The 22,869-nt window shown below is 37.8% G+C and carries 24 protein-coding genes, 1 pseudogene and 1 other annotated feature; all 25 genes and pseudogenes read left to right on the top strand.

The features are described 5' to 3' along the window. Positions 1-70 precede the first annotated feature (70 nt). The 25 genes and pseudogenes from BFA01S_RS07530 to BFA01S_RS07650 all read left to right on the top strand — a co-directional run bounded on the left by BFA01S_RS07530 (position 71) and on the right by BFA01S_RS07650 (position 22,851). A complete protein-coding gene (locus BFA01S_RS07530; RefSeq protein ID WP_066227981.1) occupies positions 71-799 on the top strand; it encodes a DUF881 domain-containing protein in 729 nt (242 codons plus the stop codon). Between the two features lies 1 nt (position 800). Then, a complete protein-coding gene (locus tag BFA01S_RS07535; protein ID WP_066227838.1) occupies positions 801-1,163 on the top strand; it encodes a small basic family protein in 363 nt (120 codons plus the stop codon). 227 nt (positions 1,164-1,390) lie between these two features. Further along, positions 1,391-2,683 carry a cell division protein FtsA gene (ftsA, locus tag BFA01S_RS07540; protein WP_066227841.1) on the top strand — a complete coding sequence of 431 codons (1,293 nt, stop codon included), beginning with the start codon at positions 1,391-1,393 and terminating at the stop codon, positions 2,681-2,683. A 43-nt stretch (positions 2,684-2,726) separates the two neighbouring features. Beyond that, positions 2,727-3,881: a cell division protein FtsZ gene (gene ftsZ / locus BFA01S_RS07545; RefSeq protein WP_066227843.1), complete on the top strand. Its 1,155-nt coding sequence runs from the start codon at positions 2,727-2,729 to the stop codon at positions 3,879-3,881. Positions 3,882-4,068: 187 nt separating this feature from the next. Further along, positions 4,069-5,241, top strand: a complete 1,173-nt coding sequence (locus BFA01S_RS07550) for an MFS transporter (protein WP_066227845.1) — start codon at positions 4,069-4,071, stop codon at positions 5,239-5,241. 582 nt (positions 5,242-5,823) lie between these two features. Beyond that, a complete protein-coding gene (gene spoIIGA / locus BFA01S_RS07555; protein WP_066227848.1) occupies positions 5,824-6,750 on the top strand; it encodes a sigma-E processing peptidase SpoIIGA in 927 nt (308 codons plus the stop codon). Positions 6,751-6,801: 51 nt separating this feature from the next. Continuing rightward, positions 6,802-7,521 (top strand): RNA polymerase sporulation sigma factor SigE, encoded by a 720-nt coding sequence (gene sigE / locus BFA01S_RS07560; RefSeq protein ID WP_066227851.1) that lies wholly within the window; start codon positions 6,802-6,804, stop codon positions 7,519-7,521. A 99-nt stretch (positions 7,522-7,620) separates the two neighbouring features. Continuing rightward, positions 7,621-8,442, top strand: coding sequence for an RNA polymerase sporulation sigma factor SigG (gene sigG / locus BFA01S_RS07565; protein WP_218011634.1), 822 nt, complete (start codon positions 7,621-7,623; stop codon positions 8,440-8,442). Positions 8,443-8,932: 490 nt separating this feature from the next. Further along, positions 8,933-9,322 carry a hypothetical protein gene (locus BFA01S_RS07570; protein ID WP_066227857.1) on the top strand — a complete coding sequence of 130 codons (390 nt, stop codon included), beginning with the start codon at positions 8,933-8,935 and terminating at the stop codon, positions 9,320-9,322. A 95-nt stretch (positions 9,323-9,417) separates the two neighbouring features. Further along, complete coding sequence (locus BFA01S_RS07575) at positions 9,418-9,951, top strand: YflT domain-containing protein (RefSeq protein ID WP_066227859.1); 534 nt, start codon at positions 9,418-9,420, stop codon at positions 9,949-9,951. A gap of 153 nt (positions 9,952-10,104) precedes the next feature. Beyond that, positions 10,105-10,365, top strand: a complete 261-nt coding sequence (locus BFA01S_RS07580) for a YlmC/YmxH family sporulation protein (RefSeq protein WP_066227862.1) — start codon at positions 10,105-10,107, stop codon at positions 10,363-10,365. Positions 10,366-10,457: 92 nt separating this feature from the next. Further along, positions 10,458-11,279, top strand: coding sequence for a peptidoglycan editing factor PgeF (gene pgeF / locus BFA01S_RS07585; protein ID WP_066227865.1), 822 nt, complete (start codon positions 10,458-10,460; stop codon positions 11,277-11,279). Continuing rightward, complete coding sequence (locus BFA01S_RS07590) at positions 11,276-11,968, top strand: YggS family pyridoxal phosphate-dependent enzyme (protein WP_066227867.1); 693 nt, start codon at positions 11,276-11,278, stop codon at positions 11,966-11,968. The genes pgeF and BFA01S_RS07590 overlap by 4 nt, the downstream gene beginning before the upstream one ends. Positions 11,969-11,970: 2 nt before the next feature. Then, positions 11,971-12,408, top strand: a complete 438-nt coding sequence (locus BFA01S_RS07595; RefSeq protein WP_066227870.1) for a cell division protein SepF — start codon at positions 11,971-11,973, stop codon at positions 12,406-12,408. Between the two features lie 5 nt (positions 12,409-12,413). Next, positions 12,414-12,677, top strand: coding sequence for a YggT family protein (locus tag BFA01S_RS07600; RefSeq protein ID WP_066227872.1), 264 nt, complete (start codon positions 12,414-12,416; stop codon positions 12,675-12,677). Between the two features lie 58 nt (positions 12,678-12,735). Beyond that, entirely contained in the window at positions 12,736-13,512 is a 777-nt protein-coding gene (locus BFA01S_RS07605) for a YlmH family RNA-binding protein (protein ID WP_235842987.1), read from the top strand. 144 nt (positions 13,513-13,656) lie between these two features. Further along, a complete protein-coding gene (locus tag BFA01S_RS07610) occupies positions 13,657-14,163 on the top strand; it encodes a DivIVA domain-containing protein (protein ID WP_066227877.1) in 507 nt (168 codons plus the stop codon). Positions 14,164-14,215: 52 nt separating this feature from the next. Then, positions 14,216-14,438, top strand: a binding site (T-box leader). Positions 14,439-14,621: 183 nt separating this feature from the next. Beyond that, entirely contained in the window at positions 14,622-17,393 is a 2,772-nt protein-coding gene (gene ileS / locus BFA01S_RS07615; RefSeq protein WP_066227879.1) for an isoleucine--tRNA ligase, read from the top strand. 124 nt (positions 17,394-17,517) lie between these two features. Beyond that, positions 17,518-17,880, top strand: a complete 363-nt coding sequence (locus BFA01S_RS07620) for a TraR/DksA family transcriptional regulator (protein WP_066227882.1) — start codon at positions 17,518-17,520, stop codon at positions 17,878-17,880. Between the two features lie 49 nt (positions 17,881-17,929). Next, positions 17,930-18,439, top strand: a complete 510-nt coding sequence (gene lspA / locus BFA01S_RS07625) for a signal peptidase II (protein WP_268874829.1) — start codon at positions 17,930-17,932, stop codon at positions 18,437-18,439. Beyond that, complete coding sequence (locus tag BFA01S_RS07630; protein ID WP_066227885.1) at positions 18,439-19,353, top strand: RluA family pseudouridine synthase; 915 nt, start codon at positions 18,439-18,441, stop codon at positions 19,351-19,353. Before lspA ends, BFA01S_RS07630 begins: the two co-directional genes overlap by 1 nt. 184 nt (positions 19,354-19,537) lie before the next feature. Continuing rightward, the gene (pyrR, locus tag BFA01S_RS07635) at positions 19,538-20,074 is read left to right on the top strand and encodes a bifunctional pyr operon transcriptional regulator/uracil phosphoribosyltransferase PyrR (RefSeq protein ID WP_156483563.1); all 537 of its coding nucleotides are present in this window, start codon (positions 19,538-19,540) and stop codon (positions 20,072-20,074) included. 230 nt (positions 20,075-20,304) lie between these two features. After that, a pseudogene (locus BFA01S_RS07640) lies at positions 20,305-20,616 on the top strand (solute carrier family 23 protein); the annotation flags it as partial. Between the two features lie 47 nt (positions 20,617-20,663). Continuing rightward, on the top strand, positions 20,664-21,581 hold the full coding sequence (locus BFA01S_RS07645) for an aspartate carbamoyltransferase catalytic subunit (RefSeq protein WP_066227894.1): 918 nt from the start codon (positions 20,664-20,666) through the stop codon (positions 21,579-21,581). Next, the gene (locus tag BFA01S_RS07650) at positions 21,565-22,851 is read left to right on the top strand and encodes a dihydroorotase (protein WP_066227898.1); all 1,287 of its coding nucleotides are present in this window, start codon (positions 21,565-21,567) and stop codon (positions 22,849-22,851) included. The genes BFA01S_RS07645 and BFA01S_RS07650 overlap by 17 nt, the downstream gene beginning before the upstream one ends. The last annotated feature ends 18 nt before the right edge of the window (positions 22,852-22,869 follow it).

Below are 22,869 nucleotides of genomic sequence, written 5' to 3' on the forward strand. Positions count from 1 at the left end.
ACTGATGGAAGTTTCACTTTATTTTAAACAAAGCGGGGATGTTCTAACTCCATAGGAGTTGTTAATGAGTATGAATAAATCAAATTGGAAACAAGGAATGAGCTTTTCATTTATCACACTAATTTTCGGCTTAATGTTGGCGATTCAGTTTCGCACCATTCAGGAACCTATTGAAAGGGATACTCGTGATATGTGGCAATTGCGGGAGGATTTAAAGAGGGAGCAGCAGCTGCAGGTTGATTTATTATCTGAGATTAGAAAGTATGAAGAATTGATCGATACTTATAAAGAAAAAGAAAATCAAAATCCAGAAACGGCTTTAAACAATACCCTTCAAAATTTAAAGAGGGAAGCCGGGTTAACGGATATTACTGGTCCAGGTATTATTATTACGATCGATCAGCTGTTTGATGATGAATTACTAGGTACAGAGGTTGCCCATATTTCACCAGAGTTATTAAGAAGGCTTATTAATGAGCTTAACTCTTATGATGCTGACTACATTTCTATTAATAATCATCGCATTCTTCATACGACAGTTATTAGAGATATTAATGGGGAAACAAAGATCGACAATTTTAGTCTGAAAGACCTACCTGTTGAGGTAAAAATTATCTCTTATAATACCGATAAACTATATAGTAGGATAAATGCATCAGCTACAGATGAAGATTTTGCTATTGATAATTTAAGCCTCTCTATTTCCGAACCAATTAAAAATATTACAGTACCTGCTTATGAAAATCCGATTCGTGTGAAAAATATGAAGCCGTTGAATCCGAAAAAAGGAGAAAGTTAACATGTGGCTTCCATTACTTGGACTAGTATTAGGCATTGTGTTAGGATTATTTACCGAATTCCGTATCCCGACTGAATATTCGAACTATCTGTCGATAGCCATTCTTGCCGCTCTTGATACATTATTTGGTGGAATTAGAGCGCAGCTGCAAAATATTTATGATGAATTGGTATTCGTTTCCGGCTTTTTCTTTAACATTCTACTTGCAGCAAGTTTGGCTTTTCTAGGTGTACATCTTGGTGTAGACTTGTATTTAGTTGCAATGTTTGCGTTCGGTGTTCGACTTTTTCAAAATATTGCAGTTATTCGCAGAATCTTAATTTCAAAATGGAGTTTATCAAGGGAAAAACTGAAAAAAAATTGATTTATTAAAAGGGAATAGAAAGGATTTGACGAATAAAAACTATATATCGTATGAGTTCAAGCAAATGTACACATATAAATGTAAGCGGCACCTACTGCCTTGCATTTAGATGAAGTACTATAATCTCAGTAAACATATTGTCATAAATATGTAATCACAGTTTCGTTGTATTGTCGTTCTATAACGAATAGAATAGAAAATGATTGAAGATGAGGAGGTGCCATAGAATGAACAACAATGAAATATTCGTAAGTCTTGACATCGGTACATCCAGTGTTAAAGTAATTATTGGTGAAATGGCGAATGATTCTTTAAACATTATAGGTGTGGGTAATGTAAAGTCAGAAGGATTAAGAAAAGGTTCAATCGTTGATATAGATGAAACTGTTCATTCTATTAGAAAAGCAGTTGAGCAAGCTGAACGCATGGTCGGCATCCCGCTCAGACGTGTCGTTGTTGGGATCACTGGAAACCATGTTCATTTACAAGATTGCCACGGCGTTGTCGCTGTATCAAGCGAAAATCGTGAAATTTCAAATGAAGATGTAAGGCGAGTGATCGAAGCTGCACAAGTAATGTCTATACCTCCTGAAAGAGAAATAATAGATGTCATTCCGAAGCAATTTATTGTGGACGGTCTTGATGAAATCAATGATCCGAGAGGAATGCTAGGCGTTAGACTTGAAATGGAAGGTATTATTATTACTGGCTCAAAGACGATTTTACATAATTTATTACGTTGTGTTGAGCGTGCTGGCTTAGAAATAACAGATATATGTTTGCAGCCTTTAGCTGCTGGAGCGGTTGCATTATCAAAGGATGAAAGAAACCTTGGTGTTGCTTTAATTGATATTGGTGGCGGTTCAACGACAATTGCCGTTTTTGAACAAAATAATTTAGCGGCAACAACCGTTTTACCTATTGGGGGAGAACATATCACCAAAGACTTATCAATTGGGCTTCGCACTTCTACAGAGGAAGCTGAGCGGATTAAAATTAAGCATGGACATGCATACTATGATTTTGCATCTGGAGAAGAAGTATTTGAAGTATCAATCATTGGCTCAGACCAAAGACAGACATTTAGCCAGTTAGAAATATCCGATATTATCGAAGCAAGAATGGAAGAAATATTTGAATTAGTTCAACATGAGCTGCGAAGATTAGGTGTGCGGGACTTGCCCGGCGGGTTTGTCCTTACCGGAGGAACAGTTATTATGCCAGGTGTAAATGAATTGGCACAGGCTGTCCTTCAGAATAATGTTCGCATCGCAATTCCTGATTATATTGGAGTAAGAGAACCTCGATATATGACGGGTGTTGGTTTAATACAATTCGCACATAAAAATGCTAAAATACAAGGAAGAGAAATTAGTTCAAACGTTTCAATTGATGCGGTTGAAGTAGTTGCTACAAAAGAACCGCAACAAAAACGGATCAAGCAACAAAGTCAGCAAAGTCAGCAAAGTGAGAAAAAGGAAAGCAAGGTAAAACGATTTTTTGGCTACTTCTTTGAATAAAAGCATCAGTTAGAAGTCATTTGACGGATTAGGAGGATTTCGCATGTTGGAGTTTGATACAAATATAGATGGCACGGCAACCATCAAAGTAATTGGGGTTGGCGGTGGCGGGAATAATGCCGTAAACCGTATGATTGAGCACGGTGTTCAGGGAGTGCAATTCATTGCAGTGAACACAGATGCTCAAGCACTCGACTTGTCAAAAGCAGAAACAAAAATGCAAATTGGTTCAAAGCTTACTCGTGGATTAGGTGCTGGTGCTAATCCAGAGGTCGGTAAAAAAGCGGCTGAAGAGAGCAAAGAGCAAATTGAAGAAGCCTTAAGAGGAGCAGATATGGTATTCGTTACTGCTGGTATGGGCGGTGGTACAGGAACTGGTGCTGCACCTGTTATTGCACAAATTGCAAAAGATTTAGGTGCATTAACGGTCGGAATTGTAACACGTCCATTTACGTTTGAAGGACGTAAACGTGCGGGACAAGCTGCTGGCGGAATTACAGCAATGAAGGAATCTGTTGATACGCTGATTGTTATACCGAACGACCGTCTGCTTGAAATCGTTGATAAAAATACGCCGATGCTTGAAGCATTCCGTGAAGCGGATAATGTTTTAAGACAAGGTGTACAAGGTATTTCAGAGTTAATCGCAGTTCCAGGATTAATTAACTTAGACTTTGCAGACGTTAAAACAATTATGTCCAATAAAGGTTCTTCGTTAATGGGGATCGGTGTTGCAACTGGTGAAAACCGTGCTGCTGAAGCAGCAAAAAAGGCAATCTCAAGTCCATTGCTTGAAACAGCAATTGACGGTGCCCAAGGTGTCCTTATGAATATTACAGGCGGTTCAAATTTAAGTCTTTACGAAGTACAGGAAGCAGCGGATATCGTTGCATCAGCATCAGACCAAGATGTAAATATGATCTTCGGTTCTGTCATTAATGAAAATTTAAAAGATGAGATTGTTGTTACAGTTATCGCAACAGGATTTACAGAAATGGAACCGAGCCCGATGAAGCAGCAAACATCAAGACCATTTGGAAACAATCCTGTAAAGCAGCAGCCAAGCCAGCCGCAGCCGAAGCGTGAAATCAAACGTGAAGAGCCTTCGCATTATGATAACCGTGGAACACAGCATCAACAAGCAGAAGATACATTAGACATACCGACGTTTTTACGAAATCGTAATCGACGCGGTTAATAGAGTATAACGAGAAGATCAAAAGCATAGCTTTTGGTCTTTTTTTAAAGAAAACGAGGCAGTTGAGATAGCATTACCGGAGGAGAACATACCGAGTCTTCTGCGGGGAAATGATAAAATGAAAAATAAATGCTATGCTAGGAGATGATATAATAAATAGGATTTTAAAATAGGGTGGGGAAACATTTTGAAATTTGCATCATTTTTTATTGCAGTATTTTTCGTGTTAGCTTCTGTTTCTGCTGTACGGCCAATGACTTCATTGTTTGCGAAGGAATTGGATGCGTCGATGATTGAGATTGGAATTATTACGGTTTGTTATTCGGTTACACCTCTCTTTTTAGCGGTGTTTGCTGGACGTTATATAGATCAGTTTGGTGAAAAGCTTCCGATTATTGCCGGTTCAATCTGTATGTTCATTTCATTGGCTCTTCCTTTTTATTTTCCTTCCATTGCGACACTTTATATTTCTATGCTGCTGCTCGGAGGGGGTCAGCTCCTAGCGATATTGGCGATTCAAAATGGAGTGACAAAGTCTGCTTCCAATGAAACACGGGATAAAGCTGTCGGTACTCTTAGTTTATTTACTTCAACTGGATTACTGTTTGGACCTTTAATCGGTGGATATGTATCAGAGCATTTTGGATTCCAAACTTCTTATATACTGCTGGCTGTTATTCCGATTATCACCATAATTGTTTCCTTTTTTGTGGCAAAAACAGAAAAAGGAGCTTCGAAAGGGAAACAAGGAAAATCTGCAAATGTGAAGGAGTTATTACTTCTTCCAGGACTCGGTCGGTCTATTTTTGTAAGTATGCTCATTTTATCTTCACTTGACATTTATTCCGTTTATTTTCCTTTATATGGACAGTCAATTGGACTCAGTGTATCACAAATTGGCTGGGTGTTAGCGGTACAAGGAGCGGCAAGTGCACTTGTCCGGATTATTATGCCAAAACTAGTTGAAGCATATGGAAGGGTAACAATCTTATGGATATTTATGGGTATAGGTGCTTTAGCATATGGCTTTATTCCATTCCAAGATCAATTTAGTATCATTCTCATTGTATCCTTTATTATTGGAGCGGGACTTGGTATAACCTTGCCATTAACAATCATTCTGTCCTATAATGCTGCTCCGCCAGGTCGAAGCGGAGAAGTATTGGGGTTGCGATTAGCGTCTAATCGGCTCGCACAAACGATTGTCCCATTTCTATTAGCTTATGTTAGCAGTTTTGTAGGGCTAGGTATTATTTTCGTCATTAAATCAGTACTGCTCTTATCAGGTTCATTAACTGCACGAGGAATTTCAGATGATGTGCAAGAAGTTGAAGAGGATGAAAGAGAAAAGGCGATATAAAGTGAAACTTCCATAAGTGGGGGTTTTTTCTCATCCCCATTGATGGTTAGTTGAGGCCCAAAGTATGTGTTCTATTGTTCGGATCTTTACGGGCAGTGGATCTCCCACTTCACTTCTTTGAGTTTGTAGAATTTTGAAGTGGGAGTCTTACTGCCTGTTAAGGCTGGGATAAATATTTTGTAAGTAGAAGCTGAAATATTTTTTAAAACAATTTATAAATGAATATAGAAAACGTACAAACAATAATATTATTAAAGCATCCTTTTGGGTGCTTTTTTTAATCAGGTCATTGAAAAAGCTTCCTGAAAGGCACCTTTATGGGAATCCAGTAAAATCAAGGGTCTTGTGGGGGCTTTCAGCTTTTAAAATTTATTAGGAACTTGTCGGACAGCTCTTGTAAACAGAAAAATTTTTAGTTTTGTCTATATATTAGGTCCATACCCTCACCTCGACAAAATCTCCACAAAACTATCAAAACTTGTACTATTTGCTCGGCACTAAGTGACAACTTCCTTATAAAGGATGCTTTATACTTAATATTAACCAAGTTTTACACTAAATAACGATGGAAGGGAGTATGCCTTGTCTATTTATTTAGATGTTATTTGGTTTTTGAACTTTTCGTTTGATTTATTTCTACTGTTGCTGACAGCAATCATTTTAAAAAGAAAAATTAAAAAACTGAGGCTCTTATTAGGTGCTCTTATTGGTTCTGGCATCGTTATTCTTATGTTTACACCATTTTCATTCATAGCAGTTCATCCACTCGGAAAATTAGCTATTTCCGTACTCATGGTTCTCATTTCATTCGGATTTCAAAGATTCCGTTCCTTTTTTCAAAGTTTATTAACCTTTTATTTTGTTACATTTATGATTGGCGGTGGAATGCTCGGTACCCATTATTTCATGCAGGTGGAAATGGGGGTGTTAGATGGAGTAATGATGACAAGCTCAACAGGCTTCGGTGATCCAATCAGCTGGTTATTTGTTTTAATTGGTTTTCCACTCGCTTGGTATTTTTCCCGCAACAGGCTGGAAAGCTTGGAAACGAAGAAAATTAAGTTCGATCAACTGGTACAAGTATTAATTAAAGTTGATAGTAATGAACTGTTATTACGCGGCTTAATCGACAGTGGAAATCAGTTGTACGATCCAATTTCAAGAAGCCCTGTCATGATTATTGATGCTAGTAAGGCGAAGTCTTTCTTACCAGAAAAACTATTTGAACAAGCATTAAAAGATGATGTAATGGCGTCCGTTAGCCAGGATTCGGAAGAGGGTCATGAATGGGAACATAGGGTCCGTTTAATCCCATACCGGGTTGTTGGCCATGAAAATCAATTTCTGCTCGGATTTAAGCCAGATGAAATTTCTATTCAAACGAAGGAAGGAACGATCCATGTGAAAAAAGCAGTCATTGGTTTAAATCGAACGACATTATCAAGTGATGATGAGTACGACTGTATCATTCACCCGAAGATGATGCAGGGGATTCAAAATGTATCATAAAGTTATTAATATTCTACTCTTATACTTTTCATTTTAGAAGGAGGAGGAACAATGAAAAAGTTAAAATTGAGATTAACATATCTTTGGTATAAATTATTGATGAAGCTTGGGATAAAAACGGACGAGATTTATTACATAGGTGGAAGTGAAGCATTACCGCCTCCTCTTTCAAAGGATGAGGAAGAAGTACTGCTGAAAAAACTTCCGAATGGGGATCAAGCCGCCCGTTCCATCCTTATTGAAAGAAATTTACGTTTAGTCGTTTATATTGCTCGTAAATTTGAAAACACAGGTATCAATATTGAGGATTTAATAAGCATTGGGACGATAGGTTTAATTAAAGCTGTTAATACATTCAATCCGGAGAAAAAAATTAAGCTTGCGACATACGCCTCCCGTTGTATTGAAAATGAAATTTTAATGTATTTGCGGAGAAATAATAAGTTAAGGTCGGAAGTATCGTTCGATGAGCCTCTTAATATTGATTGGGATGGAAATGAATTATTGCTTTCAGATGTATTAGGAACAGAAGAAGATATCATTACGAAAGATCTTGAAGCGAATGTAGACAGAAAATTATTAATGAAAGCACTTCAACAATTGAATGACCGTGAAAAGCAAATTATGGAGCTTCGATTCGGTTTGCAGGGAGGAGAAGAGAAGACTCAAAAAGATGTTGCTGATATGCTGGGTATTTCCCAGTCCTATATTTCACGTCTTGAAAAGAGAATTATTAAAAGGCTTCAAAAGGAATTTAATAAAATGGTTTGAAATTTTTTTCATATTATTGAAAGCTTAATGTTATAAGTATTCAAGACCTTTTTCCCATTTTTTGAAAAAAGATTGTGCATATTTTTCCCACCTAAGGAGATACTTAACTTTGTACAGCAGCTCCTGTTAGGAGGGAAAGATGTGACAAGAAATAAAGTCGAAATTTGTGGGGTAGACACTTCTAAACTTCCCGTACTAAAAAATGAGGAAATGAGAGAACTGTTTAGACAATTACAAAGCGGAGACTTATCAGCACGAGAGAAGCTGGTTAATGGCAACTTGCGTTTAGTACTTAGTGTAATCCAGCGTTTTAACAACAGAGGAGAATTTGTTGATGATCTGTTTCAAGTCGGCTGTATTGGACTTATGAAATCAATTGATAATTTTGACCTCGGCCAAAATGTCAGATTTTCAACATATGCTGTACCAATGATTATCGGAGAAATCCGTCGTTATTTGCGTGATAACAATCCAATTCGTGTGTCCCGGTCACTGAGAGACATTGCGTACAAAGCACTTCAGGTGCGGGAGAAATTAATGAGTAAAACATCCAGAGAGCCAACAGCAGAAGAGATTTCAAAGGAACTGGATGTACCGCATGAAGAGATCGTTTTTGCGCTTGATGCGATCCAAGATCCTGTCTCCTTATTTGAGCCGATTTATAATGACGGCGGCGATCCGATTTATGTAATGGATCAGCTAAGTGACGAGAAAAACCGCGATATTAATTGGATTGAAGAACTAGCATTAAAAGAAGGAATGAGAAGGCTGAACGACCGGGAAAAACTTATACTTAGAAAACGTTTCTTTCAAGGAAAAACACAAATGGAAGTTGCTGAAGAAATCGGAATATCCCAAGCCCAAGTCTCTCGTTTAGAAAAAGCAGCAATTAAACAAATGAACAAAAACATTCAGAACTAAGAAAAGCGCAGGCGGCTTGCCCAGCCCCGACAAGCATAAGGCACTTTCGAATAGAAGGTTGCACTTTACCTTCAATTCGGAAGTGACTTATGACCTCGAGGGGCTAGTCGCCGGAGCTGGACAAGAAGAAAAGCGCAGGCGGCTTGCCCAGCCCCGACAAGCATAAGACAGTCCGGCATAGAAGGCGTTCTTTGCCTTCAATGATGGAATGACTTATGACTCGAGGAGCTAGCCGCTGTAGCTGGCCAAGACAAAAGCGGACTGTCCGCTAGAGCTCACTTATTTAAAAAATACACCACTAGTCATATAGTGGTGTATTTTTTATACATATATAACTAACACCAATTACTTACATTAAAATAGTACATTTGTTGGAAAATATTATTTACAAGTACGAAATGTAACAGTAAAATAAGGGCATTCAAGTATTCATTGAGTCATATCCGAATAATAATGAAAGAATGAAAATATAAAAAAAAGGAAGATCGGCATGAGTGAAGATCAATTAGGCAAACTATGTGACATTGTAAGTGCGCTGGGGGGCAATGTGAATTTTACTGCTGAAAAACTATGTTTTAATAGTGAAACATTAACGATACACGTCCCATTTAAATGGGGATTAGAAGATTTATATGGTTTGGCGCATGAAATAGGCCATTTAAAAGATCATCTGGAGAATGAGCTTAATTATGACTTGTGGAGAAATAATTCTGCTTACCGGCTAACTGTGGAAATGAGAGCGTGGACTTATTCCTATGATATTTTAATGGAGGCTGGAATTCATACATCTAATTGGAGTAATCATGTAAATCAGAAGCTATCTTCCTATTTAAACTTTCCCTATCAATCATTAGATGCTTTAGAAGGAGAAGCTGTATAAAAAATATATAATAAAAATATATATAAAGAATGTTTCATTCCTTCTGAGGTCGGGTAATTTCAGTATAGATTACTTGTCCAAAGGAGGAATTTTCAATGTATGAACATGAAAAACACTTAGTAGGGGTATATAATACTGAACAGGAAGTAATTCAGGCTGTTGAAGATCTGAAAAGGCAAGGTTATTCTACAGAAGATATTTCAGTAATAGGGAAAAATAAAGATGAAATAAAAGACATTAACGATGCTACTGGTACGAAGGCAGAGGAAGGTCTTGCAGCAGGATTGGCAACAGGTGGTATACTTGGCGGACTTGTCGGTTTATTGGCAGGTGTGGGAGCTTTAGCTATTCCTGGTATAGGGCCGCTTATCGCCGCAGGTCCAATTGCAGCAACATTGACTGGTGCAGCTGTCGGTGCTGGAGCAGGCGGATTAGCAGGAGCTTTAATTGGAATGGGTATTCCAGAAGAGGAAGCGAGCCGTTATGAAGGCTTTGTAAAGGAAGGGAAGATCCTTGTCGTTGTAGAGCGACGTGAAAATCATATAGGGGATGATGCTTTTCGAACAGCTGATCCGCTCGCTCCCGATAATTTAGGGAACAAACGTTTAGATAATAATAGAGATATTTAATAATAGAAATTCAAAAGGACAGCATTCCATCTCGGACTGTTGTCCTTTTTGTTTTAAAGCAGAGGAACTTGATACTCTTACTTTATAGATTCTTTTTTAGCATATTCTATCATAAATATAAGCATATAAGACGAACAGGGGGCTCTGCGATAAATGATGTATATTTCAGAATTTCAAACGAAGGATGTCGTCAGTGTATCAGATGGAAAGAAGCTTGGAAATATCGGTGATTTTGATATAAATGTAACAACTGGAAAAATTCAAGCGATTATTATTAATGGAAATGGGAGAGTACTAGGTTTTTTTGGGAAGGACGAGGAATTCGTCATTCCATGGCGAAATATAGTAAAAATAGGAGAGGATGTTATTCTAGTTCGTTTAAATCGTCATCAAAATGAAATATCTCCTGAATAAAAAAAGCCGGTTTATGCTAAACGAACTAGTGGATATATGTTAAAATAAGTGTAACTAATGAGTTTTATGTCGAAAAGAGGAATCAGTGAAAAATGATGGAACCATTTCAAATTGATAGAAAAGATGGGATTAAGTTTACAATCCCAGAGTGGAAAGGTATTCTAGCCGGCTTTACAACGAAAAATGGCGGAGTAAGCAAAACGGAATTTGCTTCACTGAATTTAGGGCTGCATGTTCATGATGAACGTGAAGCAGTCGTGGAAAATCGTGAACTTTTAGCAGAATCGTTATCTTTTCCATTATATAAATGGGTGTTCGCTGATCAAATTCATTCTAATCATATTGAGAAAATTACTGATGCTCATATTGGAAAAGGTACAGAGTATTATAGCGACAGTATAGCTAAAGCAGATGGTTTATACACTTCTGGAAAAGGAATAATGCTTGCATTATGCTATGCTGATTGTGTGCCGCTTTATTTTTATGCTCCTACTAAAGGACTAATTGGTGCTGCACATGCTGGGTGGAAAGGCTCTGTTAGTGATATTGGCGGGAAGATGGTACAAAAGTGGGAAGAAGATGAAGGTGTTAGTCCGAATGAAGTAAAAGTTGTTATCGGTCCTTCCATCGGTTCTTGCTGCTATGTCGTTGATGATTATGTGAAAAACTTCGTTGATCAAATTGTTTCTGAAATAAGTTCTAAACCATATGATGAAATTTCAACAGGTCAATATACATTAGATTTAAAACAGCTTAATAAATTACTTTTACTGCGAGCAGGAATAAAAGAGGAAAATATATTTATCTCACAGCTTTGCACAAGCTGTGAGAAAGATTATTTCTTCTCCCATCGCCGTGATAAAGGGAAAACTGGCAGGATGTTAAGTTATATTGGGTTCCAGGAGGAGATATAACAGTGAATGTAGGAGAAAATGCTGAAAAAATCCGTACAGAAATTGAAGAAATATGCGGAAAAATAAATCGAGATCCAAATGAAATAAAAATAGTCGCTGTAACGAAGTATGTAAGTATCGATCGTGCAAAAGCAGCGATAGATGCAGGAATCACCCATTTAGGTGAAAATCGTGAAGAAGGTTTAAGTGAAAAATTTGCCGCAATTGAAAATGATGTAACATGGCATTTTATCGGTTCTTTGCAAACGAGAAAAGTGAAAAATATTATTGATAAAGTAGAATATATTCATTCGCTTGACCGCTTGTCACTTGCGGAAGAAATTAATAAAAGGGCAGACAAAACGATGAAATGCTTTGTTCAGGTGAATGTGTCCGGTGAAGAGTCAAAGCAAGGTTTGACACCTGATGAGGTTATTGGATTTATTGAACAATTACAGAAATTTGAATATATTCAAATCGAAGGTCTTATGACGATGGCGCCTTATACGAGTGATGAGGCAATTATAAGAAACTGTTTCCGTGACTTAAAGCAGCTGCAATTAAATGTACAAGCCTTACAGCTAAGCTATGCACCATGTAAGGAGTTGTCGATGGGAATGTCAAATGATTATAAAATCGCGATTGAAGAAGGTGCGACATTTATTAGAATCGGCTCTTCACTCGTCGGAAATGAAGTTAGGGGTGAATAAGGATGAGTATAAAAAACAGATTTAAAAGTTTTTTTGCACTTGAGGATGAAGAATATGAATATGAAGTGGAAGAGAAATATAAAGACGAAGAATCTGAAGAACCACAGGCAGTGCAAAAACAGCAGCCTAAGCAAAATGTTGTTAGTTTGCAAAGCGTGCAAAAATCATCTAAAGTTATATTGTGTGAACCAAGAGCATATGCGGAGGCACAGGGAATTGCTGATCAGTTGAAAAATCGCCGTGCGGTCGTTGTTAATCTGCAAAGTATTCAAAAAGATCAAGCGAAGCGGATTGTTGATTTTTTGAGTGGAACTGTTTATGCAATTGGCGGAGATATTAAGCGCATCGGTTTAAACATATTTTTATGTACACCTGATAATGTCGATGTATCTGGCACAATTTCAGAGATGATAAATGAAGAAGAACGTGGGAGGTGGTAGAATAGATGGGACTAGTATTTAGTATAATAGGTCAATTATTAGTCATTTATTCGTACGCATTAATTATCTACATATTGCTTTCATGGTTTCCAAATGCTCGGGAGTCAGGGTTTGGACAGCTTTTAGGAAGAATTTGTGAACCTTATTTGGAACCATTTAGAAAAATTATTCCGCCGCTTGGAATGATTGATATTTCTCCAATCGTTGCAATCTTAGCACTGCGTTTTGCACAGGGCGGATTGGCGGCATTATATGGCATGTTAACTTGAGGAGCATTCGTCTCCTCTTTTTTTGTTAAATTCTTTCATGGAGTTTGGAGTTGTTATTGTGGAAAATATTTATCAACATTTTCGTATAGATGAGAGGCAGTTGATTGATAAAGTAGTGGAGTGGAAGGAAACTGTTCTTAATCAATACAGCCCTAAATTAACTGATTTTTTAGACCCGCGTGAGCAGGAAATTGCAAAAGCGGTTATTGGTGAAAAGGGAGAAGTGAAAATTGCTTTATTTGGAGGTACCGCTAATACAGAGCGAAAGCGTGCCCTTATTTTTCCTGACTACTATGAAGAGGAAGAGAATGACTTTCAGATGAAACTCTTTGAAATTGAATACCCGAGTAAATTTGTTACAATCGAACATCGTCAAGTACTCGGATCTCTTATGTCTCTAGGTCTTGACCGTTCTAAATTCGGTGATATTCGGTTTGCTAGCGAGCAAATTCATTTAGTCGTTGCGACAGAAATTGCTGATTATTTACGAATGAATTTTCAAGAGGTCGGCCGTGCGAAAATTTCGTTAAAAGAGCTAAGTTTCGATCAGATGATTGCACATGAAGAAGATGTACAGGAAATGTCAACGACTGTCTCCTCACTCAGATTAGATGTCGTCGTCGCTGCGATTAATAATTTATCAAGAGCGAAAGTCCAGACACTTATTAAACATGGGCTTGTAAAGATTAATTGGAAAACAGTTGATGATCCTTCATTTGAAGTGCAGGAAGGGGATACGCTCTCTGTTCGCGGTTATGGACGAAGTAAATTTCTTTCGATAGAGGGGAAGACAAAAAAAGACAAGCTTCGTGTAGTTATAAACAAGCAGAAGTAATATGAATAGATATCCGACTTTTTTCAAAAAATAATAGGAGAAATTAGAAGGATTTTCTCCTGTTCTGTCGAAAAATGGTTTATAATGAAAGAAGCGTATGTGCTTACTATACATAAATTCAATTTGTAACTGGAGGTGGCATTTGTGCCGTTAACGCCGTTAGATATTCATAATAAGGAATTTAACAAAGGATTCCGCGGTTATGATGAGGATGAGGTAAATGAGTTTCTTGACCAAGTCATTAAAGATTATGAAATGATTATTCGTGAAAAAAAGGAACTTGAAGCTCATGTAGCTGAATTGACAGAGAAGCTAGGTCACTTTACGAATATTGAAGACACATTAAATAAATCGATTATCGTCGCTCAAGAAGCCGCAGGAGATGTAAAACGCAATGCGGAAAAGGAAGCGAAATTAATTATTAAAGAAGCGGAAAAAAATGCGGATCGTATCATTAATGAATCTTTATCGAAGTCACGGAAAATTACGATTGAAATTGAGGAACTTAAAAAACAGTCAAAAGTATTCCGTACAAGATTCCAGATGCTTATTGAAGCACAGCTTGATTTGCTTAAAAACGATGACTGGGATCATTTAATGGAGTATGAAGTTGATCCGATCTTTGCTGAAGATGAAGAAGTGAAAGCATAGACTTGACTTTTAGCTTGTTTTTCGTATATAATTCGATCGAAATAAGTATATATTACATGCGAAGATAGGGAGAGTAATTCTGTAAACGTTTATTTTAGCGAGTCGGGAATGGTGGAAGCCTGATATAAGCATATAGAATGAAAATCACCCTGGAGTTTTATTGCTGAATATTCCAATAGTAAGCAATAGCGAATCATTCACGTTACGAATGCTAAAGTGGACAATATTTATTGTCTAGTAGGGTGGTACCGCGAGCAAACCTTCTCGTCCCTTTTGGGATGTGAAGGTTTTTTTATTTTTATTATTATTTTTTTGTGGGCTAGCTGCAGCGACTAGCTCCTCGAGGTCATAAGCCACCCTGGAATTTAAGGCAAAGAGCGCCTTTTATTCCAGAGTGTCTTATGCTTGTCGGAGCTAAACGAGTCGCTTCCGCTTTTCTACGATTGGAGGAATGGAAATTGGATTATAAAGATACATTGCTTATGCCGAAGACAGATTTCCAAATGCGTGGAAATTTACCGAATCGTGAGCCGGTGATGCAAGAAAAATGGGAAGAAATGAATATTTATGGAAAAGTGCAAGAAAGAACAAATGGTCGTCCGCTGTTCATTTTACATGATGGACCACCATATGCGAACGGCGATATCCATATGGGTCATGCGCTAAATAAAATTTTAAAAGATTTTATCGTTCGTTATAAATCAATGTCCGGTTTCTGTGCACCTTATGTCCCAGGCTGGGATACTCACGGACTGCCGATTGAAACAGCGCTGACAAAAAATAAAAAAGTAAATAGAAAAGAAATGAGTATTGCCGAGTTCCGTAAGCTTTGTGAGGAATATGCATGGAAGCAAATTGATGGACAAAGAGAGCAGTTTAAACGTCTCGGTGTTCGTGGCGATTGGGATAATCCTTATGTAACATTAACACCGAATTATGAAGCACAACAAATTAAAGTGTTCGGTGAGATGGCGAAAAAAGGTTATATTTATAAAGGTCTAAAACCGGTTTACTGGTCACCATCAAGTGAATCAGCACTAGCGGAAGCAGAAATTGAATATGATGATAAGCGCTCTGCATCTATTTATGTTGCTTTCCCGGTAAAAGACGGAAAAGGTGTATTAAATCAAGATGAGAAAATCGTAATCTGGACGACAACACCATGGACAATTCCTGCTAACTTAGGAATCAGTGTACATCCGGAATTAGAATACAGTGTCGTTTCAGCAAATGGTGAGAAGTATGTGGTTGCTTCTGCTTTAGTGGAAGAAGTCGCAAAAACAGTGGAATGGGAACAATATGAAGTCGTAAGAACGGTAAAAGGTGCTGAGCTTGAACATATCGTTGCAAGCCATCCGATTTATGGCCGTGATTCCCTCGTTATGCTTGGAGAGCATGTAACGACAGATGCTGGTACAGGCTGTGTCCATACAGCACCAGGTCACGGGGAAGATGACTTTATTATCGGACAAAAATACGGTTTAGACGTTTTATGTCCAGTTGATGCGAAAGGATATATGACGAGTGAAGCAGAAGGTTTCGAAGGTTTATTTTATGATGAAGCAAATAAACCTATTGTAGAAAAGCTGACAGAAGCTGGCGCATTATTAAAGCTTTCTTTCATTACTCACTCTTATCCACATGACTGGAGAACGAAAAAACCGACAATTTTCCGTGCAACAGCACAATGGTTTGCATCTATTAAAGATATTCGACAAGAGCTTCTTGCAGCAATTCAAGAAACAAAATGGACTCCTGCATGGGGCGAAACACGTCTTTATAATATGGTTCGCGACCGTGGAGACTGGTGTATTTCCCGTCAAAGAGCATGGGGAGTTCCGATCCCGGTATTTTATGCAGAAAACGGAGAACCGATCATTACAGATGAAACAATTAATCATGTGTCAGAATTATTCCGTGAACATGGTTCTAATGTATGGTTCGAACGCGAGGCGAAAGATCTATTACCGGAAGGTTTCACACATGAAGGAAGCCCAAACGGCGAGTTTACGAAAGAAACAGATATTATGGATGTTTGGTTCGATTCAGGATCTTCTCATCAGGCAGTTCTTGTAGAACGTGATGACCTTCAGCGTCCAGCTGATCTTTATTTAGAAGGATCTGACCAATATCGAGGCTGGTTTAACTCATCACTATCAACAGCTGTTGCCGTAACAGGAAAAGCGCCGTATAAAGGTGTGCTTAGCCATGGTTTTGCACTTGATGGCGATGGTCGTAAAATGAGTAAATCACTCGGAAATGTTGTTGTTCCTGAGAAAGTGATGAAACAGCTTGGCGGAGATATTCTTCGCTTGTGGGTAGCATCTGTTGACTATCAAGCAGATGTCCGTGTATCTGACGCAATTTTAAAACAAGTTGCGGAAGTATACCGTAAAATCCGTAATACATTCCGATTCTTACTTGGTAACTTAGCAGACTTCAATCCGAAAACAGACACAGTTTCTGTGAATGAACTACGTGAAGTGGACCGTTACATGCTCGTTAAATTAAATAAACTAACGAAAGAAGTTAAAAATGCTTATGAAAATTATGAATTTGCGGCAATTTACCATCATGTCCACAATTTCTGTACGATTGAATTAAGCTCCTTCTATCTTGATTTTGCTAAAGATGTTCTTTACATTGAAGCGGAAAATAATAAAGAGCGCCGTGCGATTCAAACAGTGCTTTATGAGACACTTTTATCACTTGTTAAGCTTGTAGCGCCAATTTTACCGCATACGACTGATGAAGTGTGGGCACATATTGATTCTGTTAAAGAAGAAAGTGTTCAGCTTGTCGATATGCCGGAAGCAAAAGAATTTGCGGATGCAGACGCAATTGAAGAGAAATGGAATTCATTTATGGAGCTTCGTGATGAAGTATTAAAAGCGCTTGAAACAGCCCGTAATGAAAAAGTAATTGGAAAATCACTTGCGGCACATATTGCTCTTTATCCGAATGACGAAGTAAAACAATTACTGCAATCTGTAAAAGAAGATTTAAAACAACTATTCATCGTTTCAGGTTTTGAAATTGCCGGTGACTTTAACGAAGCGCCAGAAAATGCTCAAAGCTTTGAAAAAGTTAAAATTGTTGTAACACAGGCAAAAGGCGAAACATGTGAACGATGCTGGGTTGTCACACCGAATGTTGGTGAAGACAAAGATCATCCGACACTTTGTCCGCGTTGTGCGACAATTGTGAAAGATCATTATACAAAAGCGTAAAATAGAAGGTCTGTCCGAATGGGCAGGCCTTTTTAAGTATCCTTAAAAGGAAAAATCTTATTAGTGTCATCTCCTAACGAAGCGGACAATCTATAGTTACAACCTTAGTGAAGGAGTGTCCATCTTGACTAATCATATTGATGCGATTCGTTATGAACTACAGCTAGTAAGAGATGAATTACGTTCACGGCTTTTTGATTATTCCCTTTTTGAATCCAGCTGCAATGAAGAAGTGAAGAACAGTACATTGATGTATCATATAAAAGAAGAGCTTCAAGATGTTGAGCGGGCATTATTTAAAATTAAAAATGGAACATATGGAGTTTGTGAAGAGACCAAGGAAGTTATTCCCTTTGAAAAATTAAGGATTATTCCGACAGCAAGAACGGTATATGATTTCTTTTTTCAAGAATTATACGAGAAAAAATCATTGCCCCAGGTGTATAATACAGAAGCGAAATATGCACAAAATCATTATTTTGGCTGAGAGAGCGCTTTCAGCTATTTTTTCTTTTTAAAAACTTGTTAAATATGCTATCTTTTTAGTAAGTTTAAAAAAGAAAGTTGGGAAGTTAGTGTACATATATTATTATTTAATTGCGATTCTTATCATTGGAATTGATCAGTGGACAAAATGGCTAATCGTAGCAAATATGAAGCTTGGTGAAAGTATTACTGTTTTTGAAAATTTATTATACATAACATCACATAGGAATCGCGGAGCAGCTTGGGGCATTTTAGAAGGACAGATGTGGTTTTTCTATATCATAACAGCTGCTGTCGTTATCGGGCTTGTTTATTATATGCAGAAATATGTGAAAAATAATGTATTAATGGGCATTTCTTTAAGCTTGATGTTAGGCGGAGCAATTGGGAATTTTATTGACCGTGTATTTCGTGGAGAAGTAGTTGATTTTATTCACACATACATTTTTTCTTATAATTTCCCGATTTTTAATGTTGCTGACTCATCTTTATGTGTAGGTGTAGGTTTATTATTTATTCAAATGATTTTAGACGGGAAGAAAGAAAAGGAGAAGGCATAATGGACATCATGGAAATACGAATTGACGAAGGTAATAAAAATGAACGAATTGATAAAATTTTATCAGCTCATGAAAAAGAATGGTCACGTACACAAGTACAGGACTGGATTAAAGACGGGTTTGTGAAAGTAAATGATAAAAATGTAAAGCCGAATTATAAATGCCAGGAAGGAGACGTTATTACTGTTGATATCCCGGAACCTGAGCCGCTGGATGTTATTCCTGAAGAAATGAATCTTGATATATATTATGAAGATGCAGATGTATTAGTCGTTAATAAGCCAAAAGGAATGGTCGTTCATCCGGCGCCGGGACATATGTCCGGTACACTCGTTAACGGACTTATGGCACATTGCAAAGATTTGTCTGGAATTAACGGTGTATTAAGGCCTGGAATTGTTCATCGTATTGATAAAGATACATCTGGTTTACTAATGGTTGCAAAAAATGATCTTGCACATGAATCACTTGTAAATCAGCTTGTTCATAAAACAGTGACAAGACGTTATAAAGCACTCGTTCATGGTGTCATTCCGCATGACCACGGAACGATCAATGCACCGATCGGACGTGATACACGTGATCGTCAAAGTATGACAGTGACAAATGAAAGCAGTAAAGAGGCTGTTACACATTTTAATGTATTAGAGCGTTTCCATGATTTTACTCTCGTTGAGTGTCAGCTTGAAACAGGGCGGACACATCAAATCCGCGTTCATATGAAGTATATCGGTTACCCGCTTGCAGGCGACCCGAAATATGGACCGAAGAAGACGTTAGACTTTAACGGACAAGTACTGCATGCAGGTATTCTTGGATTTAAACATCCGCGTACAGAAGAATATTTAGAATTTGAAGCACCTCTGCCTGAAGATTACGTAGAGTTATTAGCAACATTAGAAAAAAATCATTGACAACAGAGTGCAGTTTTGTAATACTTAAACATAATTAATAGCCTTTAATACAGTCCCGTGAGGCTGAGAAGGAAACGGATAGGATACACTAGGGATAGTTATGTCCACTTTTACCTCTCAAGCTGATTTACGGTTTGAGAGGTTTTTTCGTTTCTGTAAAATTTCTGGAAATGGGGAGGGTAAGATGATGAAAAAAGCAGTTGTCTTGGATGAACAGGCAATTAGAAGGGCCCTGACTCGAATAGCACATGAAATTATTGAGCGAAATAAAGGTATTGAAGATTGTGTTTTAATTGGAATTAAGACAAGAGGAATTTACTTGGCAAACAGGTTAAAAGAACGGATTGAACAGATCGAAGGAAACAGTATCGTAATCGGTGAAGTCGATATTACCCTTTATCGGGATGATTTAACGAAAAAAGACGTTGACCCGCTCGTAAAAGGATCGGATATCCCAGTTGATGTAACGAATAAAAAAGTAATTCTCGTCGATGATGTTTTATACACTGGAAGAACTGTTCGTGCGGCAATGGATGCACTTGTCGATATCGGCCGTCCTGCGCAAATCCAGCTTGCTGTTTTAGTTGACAGGGGACATCGTGAACTGCCAATACGAGCTGATTATGTTGGAAAGAATATACCGACCTCAAGTACGGAAAAAATCGTTGTAGAAGTGGATGAAGTGGATAAAAACGACAGTGTAACAATTTACGAAAAATAAATTCCCTTTTTAAAAGAAGTCCTGTGAGGCTGACAAGAGGGGTAGATACTCGTGTGCCTTTTGAGCTTGCGGGGAAAACCTCTTTGTGCCTTTTGCGAAGAGGTTTTTTAATGGAAACATGACAACCTTCACAAACTAAGGGTAAAGCTCTTTTAGGGAGGTAGATTAAATGTTGAAAAAAGATGGAATTGTATTAGATGTACATGAGAAACCAAATATCATTACATGGCTCACACCTGGCTTCCAGCATTTATTCGCCATGTTTGGCTCTACGATTTGCTTCATTCTTGCTTTTTGGAATTATCGCCTCAAGCGGCTTGAGAATTTTAATTGATAATAAAATTGATCTTGGTGATAAAAGAAATTTAGTCATTGCATCGGTTATTTTAATCATTGGTGTTGGTAGTGCAATTATTAAAGTGGAGAGATTTGAACTGCATGGAATGACACTCGCAGCAATTATCGGTGCTGTATTGAACATCGTCTTGCCGAAGGAAAACGATGAGAAATCAGATAAAAGACAAAAGGATACAGTTGCATAAATGAAAGTTTGGATTTTAAAAAAATTACGTGTAAGGAGTAGATTGATATGCCGAATTTATTAATGATGAATCAATTATTAAATGAAGATATTCTTGCGATACTTGAAGATGCGGCGATGTATGCAAAGGGTGAAGGATGGAAAGCGGAAGAAAAACTGTTCATTGCCAACTTGTTCTTTGAACCAAGTACAAGAACAAGATTCAGCTTTGAGGTAGCGGAGAAAAAATTAGATCTTCAAGTATTAAATTTTTCGGCTGATCAATCGAGTGTTTTAAAAGGAGAAACACTTTATGACACGGTGAAAACATTAGAGGCGATCGGGGCCAATGCTGTTGTTATCCGTCATCCGCAAGATCATTATTTCGAGGAACTGCTCGGAAAAATAAATATTCCAATCATTAATGCAGGTGACGGCTGCGGTCATCACCCGACACAGTCACTGCTAGATTTACTAACAATTAAACAAGAGTTCGGGAGCTTTGATGGTTTAACTGTATCAATCCATGGTGACATTCGCCACAGCCGTGTTGCACGGTCAAATGCAGAGGTACTTTCAAGACTAGGTGCGAGAGTTCTTTTCTCAGGACCGAAAGAGTATAAGGATGAAACAAATCCTTATGGTGAATATGTTGATGTAGATGAAGCAATTGTAAACTCTGATGTCGTTATGCTTCTCAGAATCCAGCATGAACGTCATATGGAAAAAAATACGAATGTTATTAATGAATATTTGGAACAATATGGTTTGACAAAAGAAAGAGAAAAGATGATGAAAGACCATGCAATTATTATGCATCCAGCACCTGTGAATCGCGGTGTTGAAATTGATACAGATCTTGTGGAATGCGAAAGATCAAGAATTTTTAAACAAATGGAAAATGGTGTCTATGTTCGAATGGCTGTTTTAAAACGAGCATTACAAAAGAAAACACAGGAGGAGAAAAGCAATGTCATTTATTCTTAAGAACGGTGTAATTGTAGATAATGAAGGAAACTTTCAAAAAGCGGATGTAAAAATCGAAAACGGAGTAATTGCTGAAATTTCTGAACAAATTGAGTCGGCTGGTATAAAAGAAATTGATGTAGAAGGAAAATTAATCTCCCCTGGATTCATCGATGTTCATGTTCACTTACGTGAGCCAGGCGGTGAACATAAAGAAACAATTGAAACAGGTACTTTAGCTGCTGCAAAAGGCGGATTTACGACGATTTGTGCGATGCCAAATACTCGTCCGGTTCCAGATACAAAAGAAACAATGGAAAGCCTGCAGGAGAAAATTAAAAAAGATGCTGTCGTAAATGTACTGCCGTATGCAGCGATTACAACGAGACAACTGGGAGAAGAACTGACAGATTTTGCGGCATTAAAAGAAGCTGGTGCATTTGCATTCACTGATGATGGTGTTGGTGTACAGTCTGCACAAATGATGCTTGATGCAATGAAATTAGCAGCTAAGCTAGGTGTTTCAATCGTTGCCCACTGTGAGGAGAATACATTAATTAATAAAGGTTCTGTTCATGAAGGGAAATTTTCTAAAGAGCATGGTTTAAACGGAATTCCTTCTGTATGTGAATCAGTCCATATTGCAAGAGATATACTGCTTGCAGAAGCAGCAGGATGCCATTATCATGTGTGCCATATTAGTACAGAAGGTTCTGTACGTGTTGTAAGGGATGCTAAAAGAGCGGGAATTAATGTGACAGCGGAAGTGTCACCGCATCACTTGCTTTTATGTGAAGACGATATTCCAGGACTTGACCCGAATTATAAAATGAATCCGCCTCTTCGCGGAAAAGAAGACCTTGATGCATTAATTGAAGGACTTCTTGACGGTACAATCGATTTTATTGCAACAGATCATGCACCGCATACAGAGGAAGAGAAAAATCAAGGAATGCAGCTCGCACCGTTCGGAATTGTTGGACTTGAAACGGCCTTCCCATTACTTTATACACATTTTGTTTTAAAAGAAAAAATAACATTAAAGCAATTAATCGACTTTTTAACAGTAAAACCTGCAGAGACATTCGGTTTAGCCGACCCATCTTTAAAAGTTGGTGCAAAAGCAGATGTAACAGTTGTTGATTTAAATGAAGAAAGTGAAATTGATCCTGAAAGCTTCCTTTCAAAAGGAAAAAATACTCCATTTGCAGGCTGGGCTTGTAAAGGCTGGCCAGTGATGACAATCGCAGGCGGAAATATCGTTTGGGGAAAAGATAACGTAACAGTATAATTTCGGAAGGAGTTTTTA

The sequence above is a fragment of the Metabacillus fastidiosus NBRC 101226 genome (assembly GCF_001591625.1).
In the GTDB taxonomy this organism is placed as follows: domain Bacteria; phylum Bacillota; class Bacilli; order Bacillales; family Bacillaceae; genus Metabacillus; species Metabacillus fastidiosus.